20 protein-coding genes are annotated in these 22,287 nt (G+C 69.3%); 10 read left to right on the plus strand and 10 right to left on the minus strand.

Going from position 1 to position 22,287, the window contains the following annotated elements; translation table 11 throughout:
• Positions 1 to 321 precede the first annotated feature (321 nt).
• On the plus strand, positions 322 to 579 hold the full coding sequence (locus AC2EWF_RS05645) for a hypothetical protein (RefSeq protein WP_483638390.1): 258 nt from the start codon (positions 322 to 324) through the stop codon (positions 577 to 579).
• Between the two features lie 122 nt (positions 580 to 701).
• On the opposite strand, the gene recQ is transcribed toward AC2EWF_RS05645, so the two are convergent.
• From recQ to lptF, 4 genes are all read right to left on the minus strand, one after another.
• Complete coding sequence (gene recQ, locus AC2EWF_RS05650) at positions 702 to 2,516, minus strand: DNA helicase RecQ (RefSeq protein WP_483638391.1); 1,815 nt, start codon at positions 2,514 to 2,516, stop codon at positions 702 to 704.
• A gap of 125 nt (positions 2,517 to 2,641) precedes the next feature.
• Positions 2,642 to 3,661, minus strand: coding sequence for a low-specificity L-threonine aldolase (gene ltaE, locus AC2EWF_RS05655; RefSeq protein WP_483638392.1), 1,020 nt, complete (start codon positions 3,659 to 3,661; stop codon positions 2,642 to 2,644).
• 10 nt (positions 3,662 to 3,671) lie between these two features.
• Positions 3,672 to 4,766 carry an LPS export ABC transporter permease LptG gene (gene lptG / locus AC2EWF_RS05660; RefSeq protein ID WP_483638393.1) on the minus strand — a complete coding sequence of 365 codons (1,095 nt, stop codon included), beginning with the start codon at positions 4,764 to 4,766 and terminating at the stop codon, positions 3,672 to 3,674.
• Entirely contained in the window at positions 4,763 to 5,875 is a 1,113-nt protein-coding gene (gene lptF / locus AC2EWF_RS05665) for an LPS export ABC transporter permease LptF (protein WP_483638394.1), read from the minus strand. Before lptF ends, lptG begins: the two co-directional genes overlap by 4 nt.
• 95 nt (positions 5,876 to 5,970) lie before the next feature.
• On the opposite strand from lptF, the gene AC2EWF_RS05670 reads away from it, so the two are divergent.
• Positions 5,971 to 7,458, plus strand: a complete 1,488-nt coding sequence (locus AC2EWF_RS05670; protein ID WP_483638395.1) for a leucyl aminopeptidase — start codon at positions 5,971 to 5,973, stop codon at positions 7,456 to 7,458.
• 18 nt (positions 7,459 to 7,476) lie between these two features.
• Positions 7,477 to 7,899 carry a DNA polymerase III subunit chi gene (locus AC2EWF_RS05675; RefSeq protein ID WP_483638396.1) on the plus strand — a complete coding sequence of 141 codons (423 nt, stop codon included), beginning with the start codon at positions 7,477 to 7,479 and terminating at the stop codon, positions 7,897 to 7,899.
• A gap of 16 nt (positions 7,900 to 7,915) precedes the next feature.
• Here AC2EWF_RS05675 and AC2EWF_RS05680 read toward each other — a convergent pair whose 3' ends face one another.
• On the minus strand, positions 7,916 to 11,524 hold the full coding sequence (locus tag AC2EWF_RS05680) for a hybrid sensor histidine kinase/response regulator (protein ID WP_483638397.1): 3,609 nt from the start codon (positions 11,522 to 11,524) through the stop codon (positions 7,916 to 7,918).
• A gap of 158 nt (positions 11,525 to 11,682) precedes the next feature.
• On the opposite strand from AC2EWF_RS05680, the gene AC2EWF_RS05685 reads away from it, so the two are divergent.
• The 3 genes from AC2EWF_RS05685 to AC2EWF_RS05695 are packed head-to-tail and all read left to right on the plus strand — an operon-like array spanning position 11,683 to position 13,447.
• Complete coding sequence (locus AC2EWF_RS05685; protein WP_483638398.1) at positions 11,683 to 12,324, plus strand: YceI family protein; 642 nt, start codon at positions 11,683 to 11,685, stop codon at positions 12,322 to 12,324.
• Positions 12,321 to 12,893 carry a cytochrome b gene (locus AC2EWF_RS05690; protein WP_483638399.1) on the plus strand — a complete coding sequence of 191 codons (573 nt, stop codon included), beginning with the start codon at positions 12,321 to 12,323 and terminating at the stop codon, positions 12,891 to 12,893. The genes AC2EWF_RS05685 and AC2EWF_RS05690 overlap by 4 nt, the downstream gene beginning before the upstream one ends.
• The gene (locus AC2EWF_RS05695; RefSeq protein ID WP_483638400.1) at positions 12,890 to 13,447 is read left to right on the plus strand and encodes a YceI family protein; all 558 of its coding nucleotides are present in this window, start codon (positions 12,890 to 12,892) and stop codon (positions 13,445 to 13,447) included. Before AC2EWF_RS05690 ends, AC2EWF_RS05695 begins: the two co-directional genes overlap by 4 nt.
• 70 nt (positions 13,448 to 13,517) lie before the next feature.
• Here the strand turns inward: AC2EWF_RS05695 and AC2EWF_RS05700 are convergent, their stop codons facing one another.
• Entirely contained in the window at positions 13,518 to 13,754 is a 237-nt protein-coding gene (locus AC2EWF_RS05700; RefSeq protein ID WP_483638401.1) for a glutaredoxin family protein, read from the minus strand.
• 75 nt (positions 13,755 to 13,829) lie between these two features.
• Here AC2EWF_RS05700 and AC2EWF_RS05705 point away from each other — a divergent pair, with 75 nt between their 5' ends.
• Both AC2EWF_RS05705 and AC2EWF_RS05710 read left to right on the plus strand, forming a co-directional pair.
• The gene (locus AC2EWF_RS05705) at positions 13,830 to 15,212 is read left to right on the plus strand and encodes an L-serine ammonia-lyase (protein ID WP_483638402.1); all 1,383 of its coding nucleotides are present in this window, start codon (positions 13,830 to 13,832) and stop codon (positions 15,210 to 15,212) included.
• A gap of 191 nt (positions 15,213 to 15,403) precedes the next feature.
• A complete protein-coding gene (locus AC2EWF_RS05710) occupies positions 15,404 to 17,068 on the plus strand; it encodes an APC family permease (RefSeq protein WP_483638403.1) in 1,665 nt (554 codons plus the stop codon).
• Here the strand turns inward: AC2EWF_RS05710 and AC2EWF_RS05715 are convergent.
• From AC2EWF_RS05715 to ubiH, 4 genes are all read right to left on the minus strand, one after another.
• Positions 17,055 to 17,300, minus strand: a complete 246-nt coding sequence (locus AC2EWF_RS05715; RefSeq protein WP_483638404.1) for a hypothetical protein — start codon at positions 17,298 to 17,300, stop codon at positions 17,055 to 17,057. The genes AC2EWF_RS05710 and AC2EWF_RS05715 overlap by 14 nt on opposite strands.
• A 436-nt stretch (positions 17,301 to 17,736) precedes the next feature.
• On the minus strand, positions 17,737 to 18,531 hold the full coding sequence (locus tag AC2EWF_RS05720; RefSeq protein WP_483638405.1) for a dienelactone hydrolase family protein: 795 nt from the start codon (positions 18,529 to 18,531) through the stop codon (positions 17,737 to 17,739).
• Between the two features lie 46 nt (positions 18,532 to 18,577).
• A complete protein-coding gene (locus AC2EWF_RS05725; protein ID WP_483638406.1) occupies positions 18,578 to 19,786 on the minus strand; it encodes a UbiH/UbiF/VisC/COQ6 family ubiquinone biosynthesis hydroxylase in 1,209 nt (402 codons plus the stop codon).
• Positions 19,783 to 21,006, minus strand: coding sequence for a 2-octaprenyl-6-methoxyphenyl hydroxylase (gene ubiH / locus AC2EWF_RS05730; RefSeq protein ID WP_483638407.1), 1,224 nt, complete (start codon positions 21,004 to 21,006; stop codon positions 19,783 to 19,785). The genes AC2EWF_RS05725 and ubiH overlap by 4 nt, the downstream gene beginning before the upstream one ends.
• Before the next feature lie 98 nt (positions 21,007 to 21,104).
• Between ubiH and AC2EWF_RS05735 the strand changes: the two genes are divergently transcribed.
• Both AC2EWF_RS05735 and AC2EWF_RS05740 read left to right on the plus strand, forming a co-directional pair.
• Positions 21,105 to 21,704 (plus strand): hypothetical protein, encoded by a 600-nt coding sequence (locus tag AC2EWF_RS05735; protein ID WP_483638408.1) that lies wholly within the window; start codon positions 21,105 to 21,107, stop codon positions 21,702 to 21,704.
• Between the two features lie 2 nt (positions 21,705 to 21,706).
• A complete protein-coding gene (locus AC2EWF_RS05740; RefSeq protein ID WP_483638409.1) occupies positions 21,707 to 22,279 on the plus strand; it encodes a cob(I)yrinic acid a,c-diamide adenosyltransferase in 573 nt (190 codons plus the stop codon).
• Positions 22,280 to 22,287: the final 8 nt, after the last annotated feature.

A 22,287-nucleotide genomic window follows, 5' to 3' on the forward strand; every position in this document is an offset into this window, starting at 1 on the left:
GGGCCGTGCCAGCCCGCCGCGGGTCCGGGTTCGCCGCATCGATACTTTTGAAGCAAAAGTAATGCCAGCTTGCCAGCCGCTCGCGAGGTCCATCGTTCCGAAGCTGCAGGCTTGCAAGCCCCAGGGCGCGCCCTCGCGGGGCATCCTGGGCGCCCGCAAGGCATTGCAGACAAAACGGCCCGGCCCATGTGCATGCGACGCAATACCGCCGCCAGGGCGGCTACAGGGGGCAACGGCTGTCACCCGGCTGCCACCCGCGGATCACCGGCGGGCCATCTGCGCCGTCCAGACTGCCCGTCTCGCCTCCCAAGGTCCGCGGCCATGCCGGCGCAATACGTTGCTCCCTCGAAGTTCGGGCTGTTCCGCATCGTGCGGCACGGGCGGCGCTGGCGCAGCCTGCTGGGGGATTGCGAATTGGCGCGGCACGAGGACGTGGCCGCGGCGCTGGCCTATCTGCATGCGAGCTGCAAGCGGGCCCGCCTGCCGACAGCACTGGAGCAATGGCGCTACCTGGGCGAGCCGCCGGCACGGCTGGCGCAGGCCAGCGTCAACGACGGCGACTGGCAACTGGCCGGCTGAGCCGCGATGGTCCGGGGGCAGCGGCGACATTTCCACCGCCGGCGCCACGGGCCCATCCCGGTTTGCCCATCGCCGTGCCGGCGAAGGACGCACCCAGCCCGAAGGCGCGCCGCCGCGGCGACTCACTCGACCGCGTTGATCACCGCGAGGAAATCGCGCCCGTAGCGCTTGAGTTTGGCCTCGCCCACGCCGCTGACCTGGGCCAGTTCGCCCTCGTTCGCCGGCATCGCGCGCAGCATCGCCAGCAGCGTGGCGTCATGGAACACCACGTAGGGCGGCACGCCCTGCTGGCGCGCCAGCTGCGTGCGCAGGGCGCGCAGTGAGTCCCACAAGGGCTGTTCGTAGGCCTCGATGCCGAGGTTGGCGCCGGTGACCAGCTGGCTGTCGCGGCGGTGGCGGGTGGAGCGCACCGGCTTCGCATCTTCGCGCAGCCGCACCTGCTGCTTGCCCAGCAGCACGTCGCGGCTGGCTGCGGTGAGCCGCAGCGTGCCGTAGCCTTCCGCGTCGGTGGCGAGCAGGCCGGCCGCGAGCAGCTGGCGGAACACCGAGCGCCAGCCCTTCTCGTCGAGGTCGGCACCGATGCCGAAGGTGCTGAGCTTGTCGTGGTCAAGCTGACCCATGCGCTCGTTGTCCACGCCGCGCAGGATGTCGATGACATGGCCGGCGCCGAAGCGCTGGCCACTGCGGTACACCGCCGACAAGGCCTTCTGCGCAGGCACCGTGGCGTCCCAGGTCTTCGGCGGCTCCATGCAATTGTCGCAATGGCCGCAGGGACCGTGGTAATCCTCGCCGAACGCGCCCAGCAGCAGCTCGCGCCGGCAGCGCGTGGCCTCGGCGTAGGCCAGCAGCGATTCCAGCTTCTGCCGTTCGATGCGCTTGCGTTCGTCCGCCGATTCGGACTGCGCGATCATCTGGCTCATCGTCACCACGTCGGCGAGGCCGTAGATCATCCACGCCTCGGCCGGCAGGCCGTCGCGGCCGCCGCGGCCGGTCTCCTGGTAATAGCCTTCCATGCTGCGCGGCAGGTCGAGATGCGCCACGAAGCGCACATCGGGCTTGTCGATGCCCATGCCGAACGCGACGGTGGCTACCATCACCACGCCGTCCTCGCGCAGGAAGCGCTGCTGGTTCCTTGCGCGCATGGCGGCATCGAGGCCGGCGTGATAAGGCAGCGCCTCGATGCCGGCCTCGGCCAGCCAGGCGGCGGTGTCGTCCACCTTCTTGCGGCTGAGCGCGTAGACGATGCCGGCCTCGCCGCGGTGACCTTCGAGAAACTGCATCAGCTGCGTGCGCGGGTTGTGCTTGAGCATCACGCGATAGCGGATGTTCGGCCGGTCGAAACTGGAGACGAACTGGCGTGCATCCGCCAACGCAAGCCGCTCCACGATCTCTTCGCGCGTACGCGGGTCGGCCGTGGCGGTGAGCGCGATGCGCGGCACCTGCGGGAACCGCCCGTGCAGCACGGTGAGCTCGCGGTACTCGGGGCGGAAATCGTGCCCCCACTGCGACACGCAGTGCGCCTCGTCGATCGCGAACAGCGCCACCTCGGTCTGTTCCAGCAAGCTCAGGAAACGTCCGGTGAGCAAGCGCTCCGGCGCCACGTAGAGCAGGTTCAATTCGCCTGCCAGCAACTGCTGCTCCACCTCGCGCTGCGATGCCGCATCGAGACTGGAGTTGAGGTACGCCGCCGCCACGCCAGCCGCCCGCAGCGCATCCACCTGGTCCTGCATCAGCGCGATCAGCGGCGACACCACGATGCCGGTACCCTGCCGCAGCATCGCGGGAATCTGGTAGCACAGCGACTTGCCGCCTCCGGTAGGCATCAGCACCAGTGCGTCGCCGCCCTCGGCCACGTGCTCGACGATGGCCTGTTGCTGGCCACGGAAACCGGGGTAACCGAAAACGCTGTGGAGGATATCGAGGGGCGTGGGGCGCATTCGGGGAATGCTAGCAAATGGGAATGGCGTGGTTGGCGTAGCCAGGCGATGCAATGGGGAACGCCAGGTGTTTTCGCACGCCCGAAGCCGTCCTGAATCTGCCGCAGCGATGGACCCCGCCCGACTCAGCTCCGCGCAAAAAATGCGCGAAACGCCTGGGCCACGCGCTCGACACCTTCGTCGTCCACGTCCAGATGCGTCACCAGCCGCAACGTCGGCAGGTAGCCGATGCTGATGCGGATGCCGGCGGCGCGCAGATGGACGTCCAGTTCCCGCAGGCGTTCGACCGGTACGTCGACGAACACCATGTTGGTGTGCTGGCCGAGCAGGTTCACGCCGGCGATTTCGCGCAGGCAGCCGGCAAGGTGGGCCGCGCGGCGGTGATCGTCGGCCAGGCGCGCCACGTGATGATCCAGCGCGTGCAGTCCCGCAGCGGCGAGCAGGCCGGCCTGGCGCCAGCCGCCACCGGCGACCTTGCGCCAGCGCCGCGCCCTCTCGATCAGCGGCGCGGAGCCCACCAGCACCGAACCAACCGGTGCGCCGAGGCCCTTGGACAGGCACACCGACACGCTGTCGAAATGCTGCGCGATGGCGCCTGCACTGACGCCGCCGGCCACCGCCGCGTTGTACAGGCGCGCGCCGTCCAGGTGCAGCGCCAGCCCGCGCGCACGGGCGAAATCGTGGGCCGCGCGCAGGTAATCCAGCGGCAGCACGCGGCCGTGCCAGGTGTTCTCCAGGGCGAGCAGCTTCGTGCGCGCGAAATGCGGATCGACCGGCTTGATCGCCGCGGCGATGCGCGGGAGCGGCAGCGTGCCGTCCTCGTCCTGTACGATGGGTTGCGGCTGGATCGAGCCAAGCACCGCGGCGCCGCCGCCCTCGAACTTGTAGGTGTGCGCATCCATGCCGACGAGGTATTCGTCGCCGCGCTCGCAGTGGCTCATCAGCGCGAGCAGGTTGCTCTGCGTGCCGCTGGGCACGAACAGCGCATCCTCGAAACCCAGGTCGCCGGCCAGCCGGCGCTGCAATGCGTTGACGGTGGGATCCTCGCCGTAGACGTCGTCGCCGACCTCGGCGTCGAGCATCGCGGCGCGCATCGCCGCGGTGGGTCGGGTGACGGTGTCGCTGCGCAGGTCGACCACGTTCATGGCACTCGCCTCAGGCGTGTTTGCGGAAATACAGCCATGCGACCAAGGCCAGCAGGATCGCGGGCAGCAGGTTGGCGGGCAGCGGTGGCAGGCCATAGACAGTGCCGAAGTTCACCATCGCCTTCTGCAGGAAGTACCAGCCGATCGCCAGCAGCATGCCGATGAAGATGCGCTTGCCGAGTCCGCCCGAGCGCATCGCGCCGAACGCGAATGGCATCGCGCACAGTACCAGTACCAGCACGTTGAGCGCGTACAGCGCGCGGCCCCAGAACGCCACCGCGTACACGCCCGGGCTTTCGCCGTTGCGCTCCAGGTAGCTCATGCTGCGGCGCAGGTCGCGCATCGACAGGTACTCCGGCTGGATCACCGATTGCGCCAGCACCTGCGGGTTGAGGCTGGATTGCCACTGCTCGCTGGCTACCGTGCTGCTGTGCGTGCCGGTAGCGCCCAGCGTGGTGCTGCGCACGTCGTGCAGGATCCACTGGCGGCCGTCATGGTCGGCGGTCCTGGCCCAGTCGAAACGGCTGAGCTGGCCGTCGGAAGTGAGCGTGAAAACGCGTACATCGGTGAGCTGCACCGCGTCATGATCGCCCACCCGGCGCACCACGCTGCCACGTGCGTTGATGATGCGGTCGCCGTCGCGCGCCCACAGCCCGCTGCCGGTGGCACCGATGTTGCCGGACTTCATGCGCAGCTGCATGGCCTGCGCGAGCTGGTCGCCCCAGGGCGCGGCAGTTTCGCCGAGGATCACCACGCCCACGATCAGCACCGCGATCACCCCGGTGGCCGAGGCGGCGATGCGCAGGCGCGACATGCCGGTGGCGCGCAGCGCGGTGAGCTCGCCGGTGGCCGCGAGGCCGCCCAGGCCCAGCAGGCCGCCGATCAGCGCCGCAAAGCTGAACATCTCGTAGGCACGTCGCGGCGTGGTCACCAGTATGTACACCGCCGCATTGGCCAACGTGTAACCGTTCTTGCCCACCCGGCCCAGCTGAGTCAGGAAATGCGTCACCGCATCGAAGCCGGTGAGCACCAGCCACACACCAATCACCGAACCGAGCACGCTGAGCGCAACCAGTCGGTCGACTCGCTTGATGGCCAGATTCATGCGCGCAGCGCCTTCTCGTTGCGCGGTTTGCGCGGCGCGTACTGCTTCCGCCACAGCCACGCGGCGAAGGCCAACATCAGCAGGTGCAGCAGCCACAGCCCCGTCTGGTGGTGCCAGTGACCCTTGCCGATCTGCGCCCGCCCAAGCGCCAGCAGCAGGTAGTACAGATAGAAGCTCAGCATGGCCAGCATCAGGCGGCCGTAGCGCGGCTCGCGCGGGCTCTGCCGCGACAGCGGCAAGGCCAGCATCAGCATCACCAGGGTCAGCGCCGGCGCATTGGTGCGCCAGGCCAGTTCGGCAAGCGCTGCCGGATCGGTGGAGCGCGAGAGATCCGTCGTGGACATGCCCTCGGCGGGATCCTCGTCGTCGTCGCCGGTCACGTTGGAGAGCGAGGTGTCGTTGCGCTGGTACTGCATGCGCCGCCAGTTGTCCGCGCCCAGCGGGATGTCGTACTGCCAGCCGTCGCGGAACGCGATGTAGCGGTTCGCGCCGTTGCTTTCCTGGTACAGCTCGCCGTTGCCGGCGGTGACCAGCTTGACGTGCACCTCGCCGTCCTTGCTGGCGCGCTGGGTGGAGACGAAGCTGCGGCCCAGTTTGGTGCCGTCCTGGCTCAGCGTGTCGACGAAGATGATGCCGCCCTTGCCCGGCAGTTCGGTGAAGCGGCCGGCGTCGAGGCCGGCGGCGATCACCGAACGGTTTGCCACGGCGACCATCGCGTTGCTGGTGCGCGCCGCCCACGGCCCCAGCCACAGCGACACCGCACCTGTGATCAGCACCAGCACCACGGCGAGGATCGCCATCGGCCGCAGCAAGCCGTCCGGACCCATGCCGGAGGACATCAGCACGTGCATCTCGCTTTCGCGGTACATCCGGCCCAGCGCCATCAGCACGCCGATCATGCCGGCCAGCGGCAGCATGTTGGTGAGCTGTTGCAGCGTGCGCAGGCCCAGCACCTGGAACATCACGCTGGCCGGGAAGCTGCCCTTGGCCACCTGCTGCAGCACGGTGGCGAACGCGGTGCCGGCCACGATCACCATCAGCACCACCACGGTGGCAGCCACGGTCTGCGCCAGTTCGCGCAGGAAATAGCGGTCGAGAATGCTCAGCATGCGATAAACTTGTGGGCTTCCGTCAACGCCGGCCCCGCCGGCGGATCGCCAGTCTAGCCGGTTCGCCGCTTGCCGCGCCCATGCAGGATCAGCCGATGCCCCTCCAGTTCAGCCTGACCACCGCCGCCCCCGAAACCGCCGACACCGCCTGCGTGCTGGTAGGCGTGTACGAACAGGGCGTGCTGACCAGCGCGGCGGCTCGCGTGGACGGCGCCATCGGCGGCGCGATCAAGCGTCAGGTGGAAAGCGGCGACATCAGCGGCAAGGCCGGCAGCACCACCGTGCTGTACGCGCCCGTCGGCATTGCCGCGAAACGCGTGCTGGTCGTCGGCCTGGGCACGCAGAAGGGTTTCGACGCCGCGCGCTACCAGAAGGTGGCGATCGAGGCCAGCCGCGCGCTGGGCAGGCTGCCGCTCGCCGAAGCGGCGTGGTACCTCGCCGAGGTGGACGTGCCGGGCCGCGATGCCGCCTGGCGCGTGCGCACCGCCGCGCTGGCCGCCGACCACGCCGCCTACCGCTACACCGCCACCTTCAAGCCGCGCGAGAAGAGCGCCCAGCCGGAACTCGCCGCGCTGGCCTTCGCCGCGGGCGCCGATGCGGAAGCCGGCCTGGCGCAAGCCCGCGGCATCGCCGAGGGCGTGCGCTTTGCGCGCGAGCTGGCCAACCTGCCGCCGAACATCTGCACACCGGCCTACATCGCCGATCAGGCGCGGGCCTTCGCCGACGCGCACGACAAGGTCGACTGCCGGGTGCTCGACCACGTGGAGATGGAGCAGCTTGGCTTCGGCTCGCTGCTCGCGGTGGGCCGCGGCTCGGCGAACAAGCCGAAGCTGATCGCGCTGCAGTACCACGGCGGCGCCGAGGACGCGGCACCCTACGCCTTCGTCGGCAAGGGCATCACCTTCGACACCGGCGGCATCAGCCTCAAGCCCGGCCCCGGCATGGAGGAGATGAAGTTCGACATGGGCGGCGCGGCCGGCGTGCTCGGCGCCTTCGTCGCCGCGGTGAAGATGGGCGTCGGACACAACCTGGTCTGCGTGGTGCCTTCGGCCGAGAACATGCCGGACGGCGACAGCTACCGCCCCGGCGACGTGCTCACCAGCCTGTCCGGCCTCACCATCGAGGTGCTCAACACCGATGCCGAGGGTCGGCTGATCCTGTGCGACGCGCTGACCTGGACTGCACGGACGTTCCAGCCGCAGGCGATGATCGATGCCGCCACGCTCACCGGCGCCTGCGTGATCGCGCTGGGCAAGCATGCCAGCGGCCTGTTCAGCAGGCACGACGACCTCGCCGCCGAACTGCTCGCCGCCGGCGAGCAGACGCTGGACCGCGCGTGGCGCATGCCGCTGTGGGACGACTACCAGGCGCAGCTCGACTCCGGCTTCGCCGACGTCGCCAACATCGGCGGCAAGAGCGCCGGCGCGATCACCGCCGCCTGCTTCCTGTCGCGCTTCGCCGAAGGCCAGCGCTGGGCGCACCTCGACATCGCCGGCACGGCCTGGGACGAGGGTCGCAAGGGCCTCGCCACCGGCCGTCCGGTGGCGCTGCTGGCGCAGTGGCTGCTGGATCGCGGCGCATAAGGCGCTCCGGACACCGCCATGCCCCGCGCCGACTTCTACCTGATCGACAAGCCGCGCTTCCGCGAACAGCCGCTGCTGCTGGTCTGCGAGCTGACGAAGCGGGCGTTCGCGGCGCAGCAGCCGACACTGATCCTGACCCGCGACCATGCGCAGGCCGATGCGCTGGATGAATTGCTGTGGGCGTTCGACGAGGATGCCTTCATCCCGCACCAGCTCGCCGGCGACGACGACGACGCGGATACCGCGGTGCTTATCGTGCCGCCGGGCATGGATACGCCGGACCGACCGCTCGTGATCAACCTGCGCGAACACTGCCCGGACGCACACTGCGAGCGCGTGCTGGAGGTGGTGGCCGCCGACCCCGCCGAACGCGACGGCTCGCGCGAGCGCTGGCGCGAGTACCAGCGTCGCGGCTTCGAGATCGCCAAGCACGACATGTAACGAAGCGCCGCTACGCTCAGCCGCCCGCTGCCACCGCGTGTCCGCCCGCCCGGCGCAGCACGCGTGCCAGCATGGCCGCCAGCTCGTCGCCCGTCAGCGGCTTGCGCAGGAAGCCGTCCATCCCCGCCTCGTGCGCCCGCCCCTCGTCCGCCTCGCCCGAGCGCGCGGTCACCGCCACGATCGGCAGGTACTTCTCCCCCTCGCGCCGGCGGATCAGCCGCGCCACCTGGAAGCCGTCCACCCCCGGCAGGTCCAGGTCCAGCAGCACCGCGTCGTAGCGGGTCCGCTCCAGCTCCGCCAAGGCCAGCAGGCCGTTCGCCACGTGGCAGGCCTCGTGGCCCTGCTGCTGCAACAGGCCGGCGATCACTGCCGCCACGATCGGATCATCCTCCACCAGCAGCAGCCGCAGATGGCGCTCGCCGGGTCCGCTCGATGCCTGCGCCTCGCCGGTCGCCTCCCCCACCTCGATCAGCGGCAGGCGCACCAGGAAACTGCTGCCGTGCCCCAGCCGCGACTGCAGCTCGATGCTGCCGCCCATCATCTCCACCAGCTCGCGGCAGATCGCCAGGCCCAGGCCGCTGCCGGCGCGGCGCTGCGGGCTCTCCTCCTGCTCGAAGCGCTGGAACAGGCGTGCCTGGCTGCCCTCGGGAATGCCCGGACCGGTGTCGCTGACGCTGAACAGCAGGCTGTCGCCGCTGCGCGCCGCGCGCAGGGTCACGCTGCCGTGCGCGGTGAACTTCAGCGCGTTGTTCGCGAGGTTCAGCAGCACCTGCTTGATGCGCACCGCGTCGCCGATCGCCTGTGCCGGCAGGTCGTCGGCGATCGCCACCACGAAGCGCAGCCCCTTGCTCCAGGCCTGGCCCTGCTCCAGCTGCGCCACGTCCTCGACCAGCTGGCGCGGATCGAACGGCGCCGGCTCCAGTTCCAGCCGCCCGGCATCGATGCGCACCAGGTCCAGCGCGTCGTTGAGCAGCTTCAGCAGCATGCCGCCGGATCGCTGCATCGCCCGCGTGTAGTCTTGCTGCTTCGCGTCCAGCGGCGTGTTCAACAGCAGCTCGGCCATCCCCATCACGCCGGTCATCGGCGTGCGGATCTCGTGGCTCAGCGTCGCCAGGAACTGCGTCTTCGCCGCGCTCGCCTGCTCCGCCAGCACCCGCCGCTGCTCGATCAGCTCGATCCGGTGGCGCTGCGCCAGCCGCCGCCGCCACGCCCACAGGATCCAGCCCACCACCGCCGCCAGCCCCGCCGCGTACAGCAGCCATGCCCACCACCGCAGCCACGGCGGCGCCTCCACGTGGATGCGCAGCGCCGCCGCCAGATGCGACCACACGCCTTCCGCATTTTCGGCCTTTACCTGCAAGGTGTAGTCACCTGAACGCAGCCCGGCGAATTCGCGCTCACCCCGATCGCCGACATCGACCCAATCGGTATCGAACCCGAGCAGACGGTAGCGGTAACGGTTGGCCGCGGGATTGACGTAGGAGGCAAGCCGGGTTTGCACATGCAGATCGCGGTCGCGCCAGCCGATGCGTACCTCGTGCCCCGGCGCGGCATCAAGCGTCTGGACGTGCCCGGCACGGTTCACGCTGAGCCTGCTGAGCGTCAGCTGTGGAACCACCGCCGGTGTGTCCTGCGGCAGTTCGTCAGGATGAAATGCCACCACGCCGCCGTTGGTGGCGGCGAAGACGCTGCCATCCGGAAACACCGCAGTCGAGCCGTTGGTGAACTCGGTGTTCAACAACCCCTGCGCCACGCCGAAGCTGCTGAAGCGATGCGTGTGCGCATCCATCCGCCACAGGCCGGGGTTGGCGAAAAACCACACGTTGCCCTGCCGGTCGACGCGAATCGACATCAGGTTGGGCAGGAACGGCTGGCGGCGCACGTCGATGGACTGGTCGCGCACCGCCGCGCCGTTGGCGTAGCGGTAGTGCGAAAGCGCGTGCTGCGACACCACCCAGAAACCGCCCGCATCGAAATCGACGGCAAGCACTTCGGCATGCGGCACGCCGGGCACCATTTCCATGCGGCCGCTCTGCGCATCCAGCCGGAGCAGGCCGCCACCGCTTGCGAACCACAGCGTGCCATCGTGCGTCCGGAGCTGGTCGGCGATCGCCACGCTCTCCACGCCCTTCGGCAGCGGTACGTGCGTGATCGCCAGGCTGTCGGGATCGATCGCGAAGATCCCTTCGCCCCAGGAGGCGACGTAGACCCTGCCGTCACCCGGCGCACTGACGAACACCGGACGCGTCATACCCGCCCTGGCGATATCCAGTTCTGTCGCGTTGCCCTGCTCCAGTCGGACCACCGCGCCACTCTCGGTGACCCACAACCGGCCCTTGGCATCCTGCGCCATCGAGGTGATGTTGCTGTGCAGGACATTCGAAAGGTGCTGCACCTCGCCGCTGCGCGTGTCCAACGCGTCGATCCAGCCATTGGAGCCACCGACCAGCAAACGACCGTCGCGACCAGCAAGCACGGTCATCGCGGAAATGCCGATCAGGCTGTTCGGATCGTCCGGGATATGGGTGAAACGCGCGAAGCCGCTCCAGTTCGGCGGCAGGTAGGCCAGGCCGCCCTGATCGAGGGCAAACCACAGGGCACCCTCCCGATCGCGCATCACCTGCCAGATACGCTCGCCGGGCAGGCTGCCCGGCAGCAGCGGGTGGCTGGCGATGTGCTGCAGGCCACCGTCACCGTCGGCGAGCAGGACGCCCTTGGTGCCGGCCAGCCACAGCCGGCCCTGCGCATCGCGCGCACTCGCGGTGATGGAAGCCTTCAGGGCCGTCAACCGCTCGTCGGCGAACGGCCGGGCCACACCATCCTTGCCGATCACCAGCAACCCGCCGTAGGTCGCCACGCGAATCTCGCCCGGGCGGCCCTGGATGCGCCAGATCCTGTGCAGATCGCCGTGAAAACCCGCCGCCACCGGCACGGCATGCATGCTTCCGTCCGGCTCGCGCACGAACAACCCGTCGGTCGCGCCTATCCACAGCCGGCCATCGGCATCGGCCAGCAGGGCACGCACCGCCACGGGGGTAGGCGCACCGGCAGCAGCAGCCGATGATGCCGTCGGCAATGCGACGTGGTCGAAGCCGTCGAGATCCGGGTGCATGCGATCCAGCCCAGCCTGCGTGGCCACCCATACTTCGCCATCAGCGGTCTGCGCGATGCTCCAGACCTCGTTGCCGGCGAGGCTGTCCGGCCTCTTCGCATCGTGCGTCCAGTCGCGGAAGCGGTGGCTACGCTGGTCGTAGACGATCAGGCCGCTGGTGACGCCGCCGGCCCAGACGCGGTTGTCGCGATCGACGTACAGCGCATAGATCTGGTCGGCCGGCAGCGAATCCGGATCGTCCAGCGAATGACTGAACAGCTGGAAGTCGACACCGTCGTAGCGAACCAGGCCTTCGTCGGAGCCAAACCACATCACGCCATTGCGGTCTTGTGCGATGGCATGCACCGCCCCCGAAGGAATGCCGTCGGCCTGGCTGTAGTGACGGAACTGCGGCGTGGGCAGCAGGCCCGTGTCAGGCGCGGCGCTCGTCGCCGCGGCGGGCTGCCCCGCGCCGCCTGCAGCCGACGGCATCGCCGTGGACAAGACGGCTCCCAACACGAGTGATGCAAACATGGCGTATCCCCTGCCGCTCGCCGCATCATGCCAAAACGACGATACCCGCGCGAGCGCGCCCCGCAGCCGCAGCCGCAGCCGCATCGATCCGTGAAGCGAACGCTGCGTTCCGCCGTCACCGCTGGCGCCGGGATCGGCGATCGTCCAGACTCCGCTGCATGTCCCGCCCACGCTCCCCACGCTGGTTGTTGCTGTTGCTGTTGCTGTTGCTGTTGCTGGCTGTGCCGGCCATGGCAGCGTTCGCCGGCACGCACGAGTACCGCTACGACACCGTGCACAGCCAGATCGTCTTCAGCATCGACCACGACGGCTATTCGCGGCCGTTCGGACGCCTGCACATCGCGCGCGGCTGGTTGCGCCTCGATCCGCACGATCTGGCCCACGCGAGCACGGAGCTCGACATCGACCTGGCCGGCCTGGACATGGGCGACGCCGGCTGGAACAAGGCTGTCTGCGGGCACGCCCTGCTGGATTGTGCGCAATACCGCGAGGCGCATTTCGTCAGCCAGTCGGTAGAACGCACCGATGCCAGCCACGGCGTGCTGCGCGGAACGCTCACCCTGCACGGCGTGAGCCGCCCGCTCGATATCCCGTTCCGCCTCAACCGCGTGGCGCGCACCCTGTACGGCCTGCACACCGTTGCCGGCTTCTCGGCCACCGCCACCCTCGACCGCAGCGACTTCGGCATCACGGCCTTTCCCGGCTCGATCGGCCACCGCGTGTCCGTGTGGATGGAGCTGGAGGCCGTCCGCGACGATCATTCTTCCAACGAAACCCCTGCCGCCAAGGACTCTCCATGAAGTTGCGCAGCGACGACCGCCACTGGGGCGCGATCGCCAAATCCTTCCACTGGATCGTGGCGCTGGCCATTCTCGGCAATGGCGTGTTCGGCCTGTGCATGGACCTGGCATCGAACCCGATGCAGAAGATCAACTGGCTGGCGCTGCACAAGTCGATCGGCCTTACCGTGCTGGCGCTGATGCTGCTGCGCCTGGCCTGGCGCTGGCCTGACGGCAGGCCGCGCGAACTGCCCGCGCCGCACTGGCAGCAATGGGCCGCGCGCGCCACCCACGCGCTGCTCTACCTGCTGGCGCTGGCCATCCCGGCGAGCGGCTGGTGGTACAACTCGGTAACCGGCAAACCGCTGCAGTTCTTCAAGCTGTTCAACCTGCCCGGCATTGCGGCAAAGGACGACACACTGCGCCATTTCTCGCATGCGGTGCACGAATACCTGTTCTGGTTCCTCGTGCTGGTGCTGGTGGGACACGTTGGCGCGGCGCTGAAGCACCAGGTGTTCGACGGCGACGATGTGCTGCGCCGCATGCTGCCGTTCGGCAAATTGCGCAACGACAAGGGACAACGCCCATGACGAAGATCCACCGCCTCCGCGCCGGCCTGCTGCTGGCGCTCGCCCTGCCTGGCGCCGCCCTGGCCGCCGACTACACGGTGCAGCCATCCAGCACGCTGGGCTTCACCGGCAGCTTCCAGGGCGCCAGCTTCGACGGCAGCTTCAGGCAATGGCACGCCACGATCAGCTACGACCCCGCCCAGCCCGCGCAGTCGAAGTTCGACGTGACCGTGACCACCGCGAGCGTCGCGGTGAGCGACAAGGACCAGCAATCCGCGCTGCCCGGCAAGGATTTCTTCGACGTGGCGCAGTACCCCAGCGCGCACTTCGTCACCACCGGCTTCCGCAACGTGGGCGGCAAGGTGGTCGCCGATGGCCAATTGACCCTGCGCGGCGTCACCCGGCCGGTGAGCCTCGCGGTAGACTTCAAGCCGCAGGGGAAGAACGCCACGCTGGATGTGGCCGGCACGCTCAAGCGCCTCGACTTCGGCGTCGGCGGCGGCGACTACGCCGACACCTCGGTGATCGGCGCCGACGTGAAGGTGCACGCGCACCTGGTGCTGGCGGCGAAATGAGGCGCCCGCAGGAGCGCACCCTGTGCGCGATTGATCGAAGCGCACAGCGGATCGCGCACAGGGGGCGCTGCTATAAGGCAGCGGCCAGGAAGGCCTGCACTGCCACCGCGTCGAACGGCCAGTCCAGTTCGCGGCCGTCGCGGCCGTCGCGCAGCACCGGCACCCTCGTGCCGTAGCGCGCCTCCAGCGCCGGCGCATCGTCCACCCACACGCTCTCGAACTCCGGGGTCCGCGCCTCGGCCAGCACCGCCAGCGCCAGGTCGCACAGGTGGCAGTAGTCGCGCTGATAGAGGACGAGGTTGGCCATGCGGACGCGGATGGACTGCCAGACAGGAAGTGCCTGCGTAGAATAGCGGCTCCCTCTTCCCACCCGCAGCGCATCATGGCCGTCAGCGTATTCGACCTGTTCAAGATCGGCATCGGGCCGTCCTCCTCGCACACGGTGGGCCCGATGCGCGCCGCAGCGCGCTTCGCCGAGCGCTGGCTGGAGGAGAAGGGCGTGCTGGACCGCGTCGCGCGCGTGCGCGCCGAGCTGTACGGTTCGCTGGCGATGACCGGCCGCGGCCACGGTACCGACAAGGCGGTGCTGCTGGGTTTCGAGGGCCAGCACCCGGACACGGTCGACGCCGATGCGATCCCCGGCATCCTCGAGCGCATCCGCAAGTCCGGCCGCATCCGGGTGCTCGGCAAGCACGAGATCGCATTCGACGAGAAGGCCGACCTGGTGTTCAACAAGCGCCAGAAGCTGCCGTTCCACACCAACGGCATGCGCTTCTCCGCCTATGACGCCGCCGGCAACGAACTGGCCACGCGCGACTACTACTCGGTGGGTGGCGGCTTCGTGGTGAACAACGACGAGGCCGCCGAGGACCGCATCGTCGCCGACACCACCGAGCAGCCCTACCCGTTCACCACCGGCGACCAGCTGCTGGCCTTGTGCGGGAAACACCAGCTCACCATCGCGCAATTGATGATGGCGAACGAGGCCGTGTGGCGCCCCGAGGCCGAGACCCGCGCCGGGCTGGTCACCATCTGGAAGGCAATGGCCGACTGCGTGACGCGCGGCCTGCGCTCGCCTGGCACGCTGCCCGGCGGCCTGCACGTGGCGCGCCGCGCGCCGGCCATGGCCGAGGAATTGCGCAACCAGCCCGAGGCCGCGCTGAAAGACCCGCTGACCATCCTGGACTGGGTCAACCTCTACGCGCTGGCGGTGAACGAGGAGAACGCCGCCGGCGGACGCGTGGTCACCGCGCCCACCAACGGCGCCGCCGGCATCGTGCCCGCGGTGGGCCACTACTACCTCCGCTTCTGCCCGAAAGCGGACGAGAACGGCATCATCGACTACCTGCTCACCGCCGCCGCCATCGGCATCCTGTACAAGGAAAACGCCTCGATCTCCGGCGCCGAAGTGGGCTGCCAGGGCGAAGTGGGCGTGGCCTGCTCGATGGCCGCCGGCGGCCTCACCGCCGCGCTGGGCGGCAGCATCCACCAGGTGGAGAACGCCGCCGAGATCGGCATGGAGCACAACCTCGGCCTTACCTGCGACCCGATCGGCGGCCTGGTGCAGATCCCCTGCATCGAGCGCAACGCCATGGGTTCGGTGAAGGCGATCAACGCCAGCCGCATGGCGCTGAAGAGCGACGGCAAGCACCGCGTAAGCCTGGACAAGGTCATCAAGACCATGCGCGACACCGGGCGGGACATGAAGGACAAGTACAAGGAGACCTCGCGCGGCGGCCTCGCGGTGAACGTGATCGAGTGCTGAGGTCTCCGCGCTCCCGGCGCTTGCGGAATGCGCTTTCCGCCCTGCCCGGCGCCAGCTGCGGCGCCGGATTTCGCGCACATCGCGTACCGCCGCGTACGGCGCACATGACCTTCGCGGGGTGACAGGCGCTCCCCGCTCTGCAACCATCGACCCCTTTCGGGGATGCGCAGCCGCGCGCTTCAGGAGTTTCCATGTCTTCCAGCAGCTCGATCCGCCGCGACGTCGGCCCGTTCGCCCTGATGCTCACCGGCCTGGGCTCGATCATCGGCTCCGGCTGGCTGTTCGGCGCCTGGCGCGCGGCGCAGATCGCCGGCCCCGGCGCGATCTGGGCCTGGGTGATCGGTGCGGTGATCATCCTGTTCATCGCGCTGACCTATGCCGAACTCGGGGCGATGTTCCCCGAGTCCGGCGGCATGGTGCGCTACGGCCACTATTCGCACGGTTCGCTGGTGGGCTTCATCGCGGCATGGGCGAACTGGATCGCGATCGTCTCGGTGATCTCGGTGGAGGCCGAGGCCTCGGCGCAGTACATGTCCTCGTGGAAATGGGCCTGGGCGAAGGACCTCTATCATCAGGTGCCCGGCGGCCACGGCGAGCTGAGCCCGGCGGGCCTCGCCATTGCCGCCGTGCTGGTGATCGCGTACTTCCTGCTCAACTTCTGGAGCGTGAAGCTGTTCGCGCGCTCGAACACCGCGATCACCCTGTTCAAGCTGGTGATCCCCGCGCTAACCGCCGTGTTGCTGATCGCCAGCGGCTTCCACCCTGCGAATTTCAGCGTCGGCATCCACGGCGAGGTGCACTCCATCGACTTCGCCTCCGTGCTCACCGCCGTCGCCATCGCCGGCATCGTGTTCAGCTTCAACGGCTTCCAGAGTCCGGTGAACCTCGCCGGCGAGGCGCACAACCCGGGCAAGAGCATCCCGTTCGCGATCGTCTGCTCTATCGTGCTGGCCACGGTGATCTACGTGCTGCTGCAGGTGGCCTTCATCGGCGCGGTGCCGCGCGAAATGCTGGCCAACGTGGGCTGGCATGGCATCAACTTCAGTTCGCCGTTTGCCGACCTGGCCATCATCCTCGGCCTGCAGTGGCTCGCCACGCTGCTGTTCATCGATGCGGTGATCAGCCCAAGCGGCACCGGCATGACCTACACCGCCACCACCGCGCGCATGCTCTACGGCATGGAGCGCAACGGCACGCTGCCGAAGATCCTTGGCCGCGTGCACCCGAAGTGGGGCGTGCCGCGCCCGGCGATGTGGGTGAACCTCGCGGTGTCGTTCCTGTTCCTGTTCTTCTTCCGCGGCTGGGGCACGCTGGCAGCGGTGATCTCGGTGGCCACCATCATTTCCTACCTCACCGGCCCGGTCAGCGTGATGACCTTGCGCCGCACCGCGCCCGGCCTGCACCGCCCGCTGCGCCTCGCCGGCCTGCCCGTGCTCGCCGGCATCGCCTTCGTGATGTCCACCGAACTGCTGTACTGGGCGAAGTGGCCGCTGACCGGCGAGATCATCCTGCTGATGGTCGTGGCGCTGCCGATCTACTTCTACTACCAGGCGAAAAGCGGCTGGCACGACTTCGGCCGCCAGATGAAGGGCGCCTGGTGGCTGGTCGCCTACCTACCCACGATCGCCTTCGTCTCCTGGGCCGGCAGCACCACCTTCGGCGGCCAGGGCTACCTGCCCTATGGCTGGGACCTGGTGGTGGTGGCGGTGATCGGCCTCGTGTTCTACCTGTGGGGCGTGAAGTCGGGCTGGCGCACGCCGTCCGTGGAGGCCGCCGAACTGGAGGCTGCCGCGCATCCGGATGCACCGGTGGTGCCGCCGGATGAACTGGATGCGGAGCGCATCACCGGACGCTGAGCTTTCTTCCCGGCCTTTTGGCCGGGGCGTGCTGGTCACGCTGCATCAAAGCGGTTTCGTGCGCCTGACGGCGCCCGAGCCACTTTCTCTTTGCGTGCTCAAAGAGAAAGTAGCCAAAGAGAAAGAGCACCCCGGTTGGCGCTTGCCGGGCATCCTGCCCGGCAAGTGCGTGAGGCGGGCCCGGGCTTTTCGAGCGGGCATCCTGCCCGCGCGAAAAGGCGAGGTCATCCATGACCTCGCTCGCTGCGCGGCCTCCTCGTCCCCGCCTCACCGCCGCCCAGGGGCCCCGGAAGAGCGGACGCGCATCGTGCGCGCCAGAAGCGGAAGTGCGGCGAACGTGCAGAGTTTTGCTTTGTTCCGGCCGTTGCTTCTGCGCGCCGGGAGCGCGCTGCTCTACCCGGGGCCCCTATGGCGCGGCGGGTGGGCGAAGGAAAGTCCGCAGGATGGCTCGCATGGATGCGAGCCAGTTTTTCGCCGGCACAGGATGTGCCGTCGAAAAACCCCGTAGCCCACCCGCGCACCCGGAAGGCAGGATGCCTGGAGGGCGCGCCATCGGGGTGCCCCTCTCTTTGGTTACTTTCTCTCGGGCAAGCGAGAGAAAGTGACTCGGGCGCCGACAGGCACTCGAAACCGCTCCGGCCCCCACCGACAAACACCAGGGATCGCGATCAATCTCGCCCCGCAAACGCCTCCCGTAACCACGCATGCATCAACCCGTACGAGCGGGCAGCGATCTTTGCGTCGTACTTGCAGCCCGGCGAGTTCTCGCCCACTTCGGTGAAGCAATGCACCGCGTGGCCCAGCACCACGAACTGCCAGTCGGCGGGGCTCTGGCGCATCTCGTCCATGAACTTGTCGGCGTCCTTCATCGTCCAGGTGTCGTCGGCGCCGTTCATCGCCAGCACGCGGGCCTTGATGTGCTTGGCCATCGAAGGATCGTCGGTGGAAAGGTCACCGTGGAAAGAGACCACGGCGGCCACGTCCGCACCGCTGCGGGCGAGGTCGAGCACCGCCGCACCACCGAAGCAGAAGCCGATGGCGGCGAGCCGCGTCGTGTCGATCGGCGCGTTCCCGGCCTGCGCCCTGAGCTGGGCCAGCGCTTCGTTCACGCGCTGGCGCATCAATGCGCGGTTCGCGTACAGCGGCTTCACCGCGGCCTGCGCCTGCTGGGCGTTGTCCAGCTGCGGGCGCACGTTGGCGCCATACATGTCGGTGAGCAGGATCACGTAATCCTTGCCCGCGATCATCTCCGCCTTCTTGACCGCCTCGTCGTTGACGCCAAACCAGTTCGGCACCATCACCAGGCCGGGGCGCTTCGCGCTGCCGGCGTCGTCGTAGACCAGCACGCTGTGGAAGCGGGTGCCGCCCAGCGTCCATTCGACCGGGCGATGCACCATCTTCGCCTGGGCAGCGAAGGCGAACGCCGAAAGCACCACGGCACTGCAGAATCGAGCGATACGCATGACGGCTCCTCCTGATGGATGTCCCTGGCTTTTCAGGGGACGACATTCAAAGCCCGGCGGCATGCTCCGCCAGGCGGCGTTTCAACGGCACCAGCCGGTCGAGCAGGCGCACCCCGAGGCCGCGTGCGGCGACCAGCGGTGGCGACTGCCACGCATAGACGCGCGCCAGCGCGTCGAAACCGCGCGCATCCAGCGTATCGGCGCTGCGCCGACGGCGCGCATAGCGGCGCAGCACGTGGGCGGAGGCGAAATCGCGGCCCGCGTCGCGCGCGGCGACCAGCACGTCGCGCAATTCGATCACGTCGCGCAGTCCCAGGTTCACCCCCTGCCCGGCCAGCGGGTGCACCACGTGCGCGGCATCGCCGAGCAACACGAAGCGCTCGGCCTGGTAGGTCTCGGCCAACTGCAGCTTGAGCGGGAAGGCGGCACGCCGGGTGGAGGAAACGATGCGCCCCAGCCGGAAATCGCTGGCAACGCCCAGTTCCTGCAGGAAGGTCGCGTCGTCGAGCATCAGCACGCGCCGCGCTTCGGCCTCGGGCAGCGACCAGACGACGGAACTGCGCCCGTCCCCCAGCGGCAGCAGGGCCAGCGGACCGCTGGGCAGGAAGCGTTGCCAGGCTGTCCGTCCATGCGGCCGCTCGGTGGCCACGTGCGCCACCACCGCGCGCTGCGCATAGTCACGGCTGCGGGTGGCGATGCCCATCATCTCGCGCAGCGGCGAAGCGGCGCCGTCGGCGGCCACCACCAGGCGCGCGGACAGGCTTTCGCCGTCGGCCAGCTCCAGCGCCATGCGATCCTCGCGCGGTACGCAGGCTCGCACTTCGGCCGGGCACAGGCGGCGCACGCCGGCAACGTCCAGCGCCTGCCACAGCACCCACTGCACCAGGCTGTTCTCGACGATATGGCCAAGCAGGTCGCGGCCTTCGTCGGCGGCGTCGAAATCGATGGCCGCACCGTTTTCGCTGTCCCATACGTGCATGTGCTCGTAGGGCCCGGAACGCGATTCCCGTATGGACGTCCAGACGCCCAGGTCGTCCAGCAAGGCGACGGACGAGGGCGCCAGGCCCACTACACGCAGATCCACCTCGTCGGCAACGTCCCAGGGTTGCGGCGCGCGCGCCTCCAGCAAGGCGGTGGTGAAGCCGGCGCGGGCCAGCGCCAGTGCAGCGGCCGCGCCCGCCATGCCGCCACCGACCACGGCGACATCCAGCGCGGGGCCGCGGCGCGGCGCGCGGGCATGGTGCGAGACGCTCACGGCAGGCGCTCCAGCACCGCGCGTGGCGGGTCGCCGCGGAAGCCCATGCCGTGCCGCGCTAGCCTGTTCTGCAGCGGCGGCAGGCGATCGTGAGCCAGCAGGGCCAGCGAGCGCAGCGGGGCCAACATCGGCTGTTCGAGGCAGGCGAGGCGCACCAGGCCGTGGCTCATCGCCATGGTGCCCTCGCGGTCGGGCGCGCGGCGGGCGGCGTAGTGCTCCAGCAATCCGGGGGCGCCGGGATCGTCCGCGGCAGCCACCAGTTCGGCGAGGGTCAGCGCATCGCGCAGGCCCAGGTTGAAGCCTTGCGCACCGATCGGATGCACGGTCTGCGCCGCATTGCCCACCAGTACCGCGCGTGGGCCGGTGAGCCGCTGCGCGGCCACGCGACGGATCGCATACGGATGGCGCCTGCCGGGTCGGCCGAGACGCCCCAGCCGCCAGCCGAAGCGCTGCTGCGCCAGCGCGATGAAGGCCTCGTCGTCCATCGCCGCCACGGCGTCGGCCTGCCCGGCGGGCACCGTGAGCACCAGGCCGCAGCGCCCCTCCGCCAGCGGCAGCAAGGCTACCGGGCCGGTGTCCGCGAAGCGCTCGAAGGCGCGGTTTGCATGCCCGCGCTCCGGCGTCACCGTGGCCACGAACAGGGTCTGTTCGTAGTCGTGGCGCTCGACGCCTATGCCGAGCTGGCCGCGCACGAAGGACTCGGTACCGTCGGCGCCCACCAGCAGCCCGGCCTCGATCGTGCGTTCGCCGCCGGCGGTGCTGACGCGGGCGCGCCAGCCTCCGGGCCGCGACTCCAGCGATTCCAGCTTCGCGGGCGCGAGCCGGGTGAGCCGGGTGCAGTCGTCCAGCCGGCGCAGCAGGGCCGCGCCCAGTTCGCGCGCGGGCAGGGTCCAGCCCAGTGCATCGACGCCGTGCCGGGCGGCATCCATGCGCGTACTGCCGAACTCGCCGGCGCGGCTTACGTGGATATGGCGGATCGCCGTCGCCTGCGCTGCGGCATGTGTCCACACGCCGATCGCGGCAAGGCCGTTGACGCTGGCGCGGGCCAGCGCGAGGTTGCGCTCGTCGTAGCTGGGCTGGGCGCCGGCATGCGGCGCAGCGGCCTCGACCAAGGTGGCCTTGATGCCGGCGGCATCCAGCGCAATCGCGAGGCTGGCACCGACCAGGCCGCCGCCGACGATCAGCACGCCGCCGCTGGCGGGGGAGGTGGGAGGATTCATGCGCCGGATGATACGCGCCGGCGGGCCGCCGACGCATCGGGCCGGCCACATTGGGATAAACTGCGCGTCTGAATCCCGCCGAGCTGCACGGAGTACACATGGCAACCTCAACGACCCGACGCCTGGTCATCTTCCTGGGCCTGGCCCTGGTCATGGGCGTCACCCGCGTCCATCCCTCGCTGCTGCACCACGCGCTGTGGGACGCCTCGTGGGGTGTGTTCTTCCTCGCCGGCTTCTGGCTGCGCGGACAGGGTCGCTGGGCTTTCCCGCTGTTGATGGCGGAGGCGGTGCTGATGGACTACCTGGTCATCACCGGCCAGGGCATCGACTTCTGGAGCCACTACTGCGTGTCGCCCGCCTACTGGTTCCTGGTGCCGTCCTACGGCGCGCTGTGGCTGGGCGGCAGCTGGCTGGCGAAGCGCCAGCAGGGCCTGAGCCTCGCCACGCTGGGCCTCGCAATCGCCGCGCTGCTGGCCGCCGAAGGCCTGTGCTACCTGATCTCCAACGGCAGCTTCTACTGGATCAGCGCCAGCGTGCCGGCGCCGCGCAGCTTCGCCGCCTGGTTCGCCAACCTCGGCGACTGGTACCTCCCGTTCCTCACCGGCACCGCCGTCTACGTGGCGCTGGGCGCGGTGCTGCACGCGCTGGCGACCCAGCTGTCGCACGCCCCGCAACGCGGTGGCCAGACCCAGCACTGAGCGTGGGCAACCGCCTTTCCAAGATCTATACGCGCACCGGTGACGACGGCAGCACCGGCCTCGGCGACGGCTCGCGCGTGTCGAAGGATTCGCCGCGCGTGGCCGCCTACGGCACGGTGGACGAACTCAACAGCACGATCGGCATGGTGCTGGCCTGCGAGCATGTCGATGCGGCGGTGCGCGAGGCGCTGACCCAGATCCAGCACGAGCTGTTCGACCTCGGCGGCGAGCTGTGCATCCCCGGCATGGCGATGGTCGAGGACGCCGACATCGCACGACTGGAATCCGCGCTGGACGCGTTCAACGAACCTCTGCCGGCGCTGAAGGAATTCATCCTGCCGGGCGGTGGCATGGCTGCGGCCTGCTGCCATCTCGCGCGCACCGTGTGCCGCCGCGCCGAGCGCGAAGTCATCAAGCTGCGCCATGCGGAACCCGACGTGCGGCCACAGGTGCAGCGCTACCTCAACCGCCTCTCCGACCTGCTGTTCGTGCTCTGCCGGGTGCTGGCGCGCGCCGGGGGCCACGGCGAGGTGCTGTGGCAGCACGAGCGGCGGCGCAAGCCCGCCGCTGGCTGAATCTTCCG

Source organism: Rhodanobacter sp. sgz306013, from assembly GCF_057031145.1.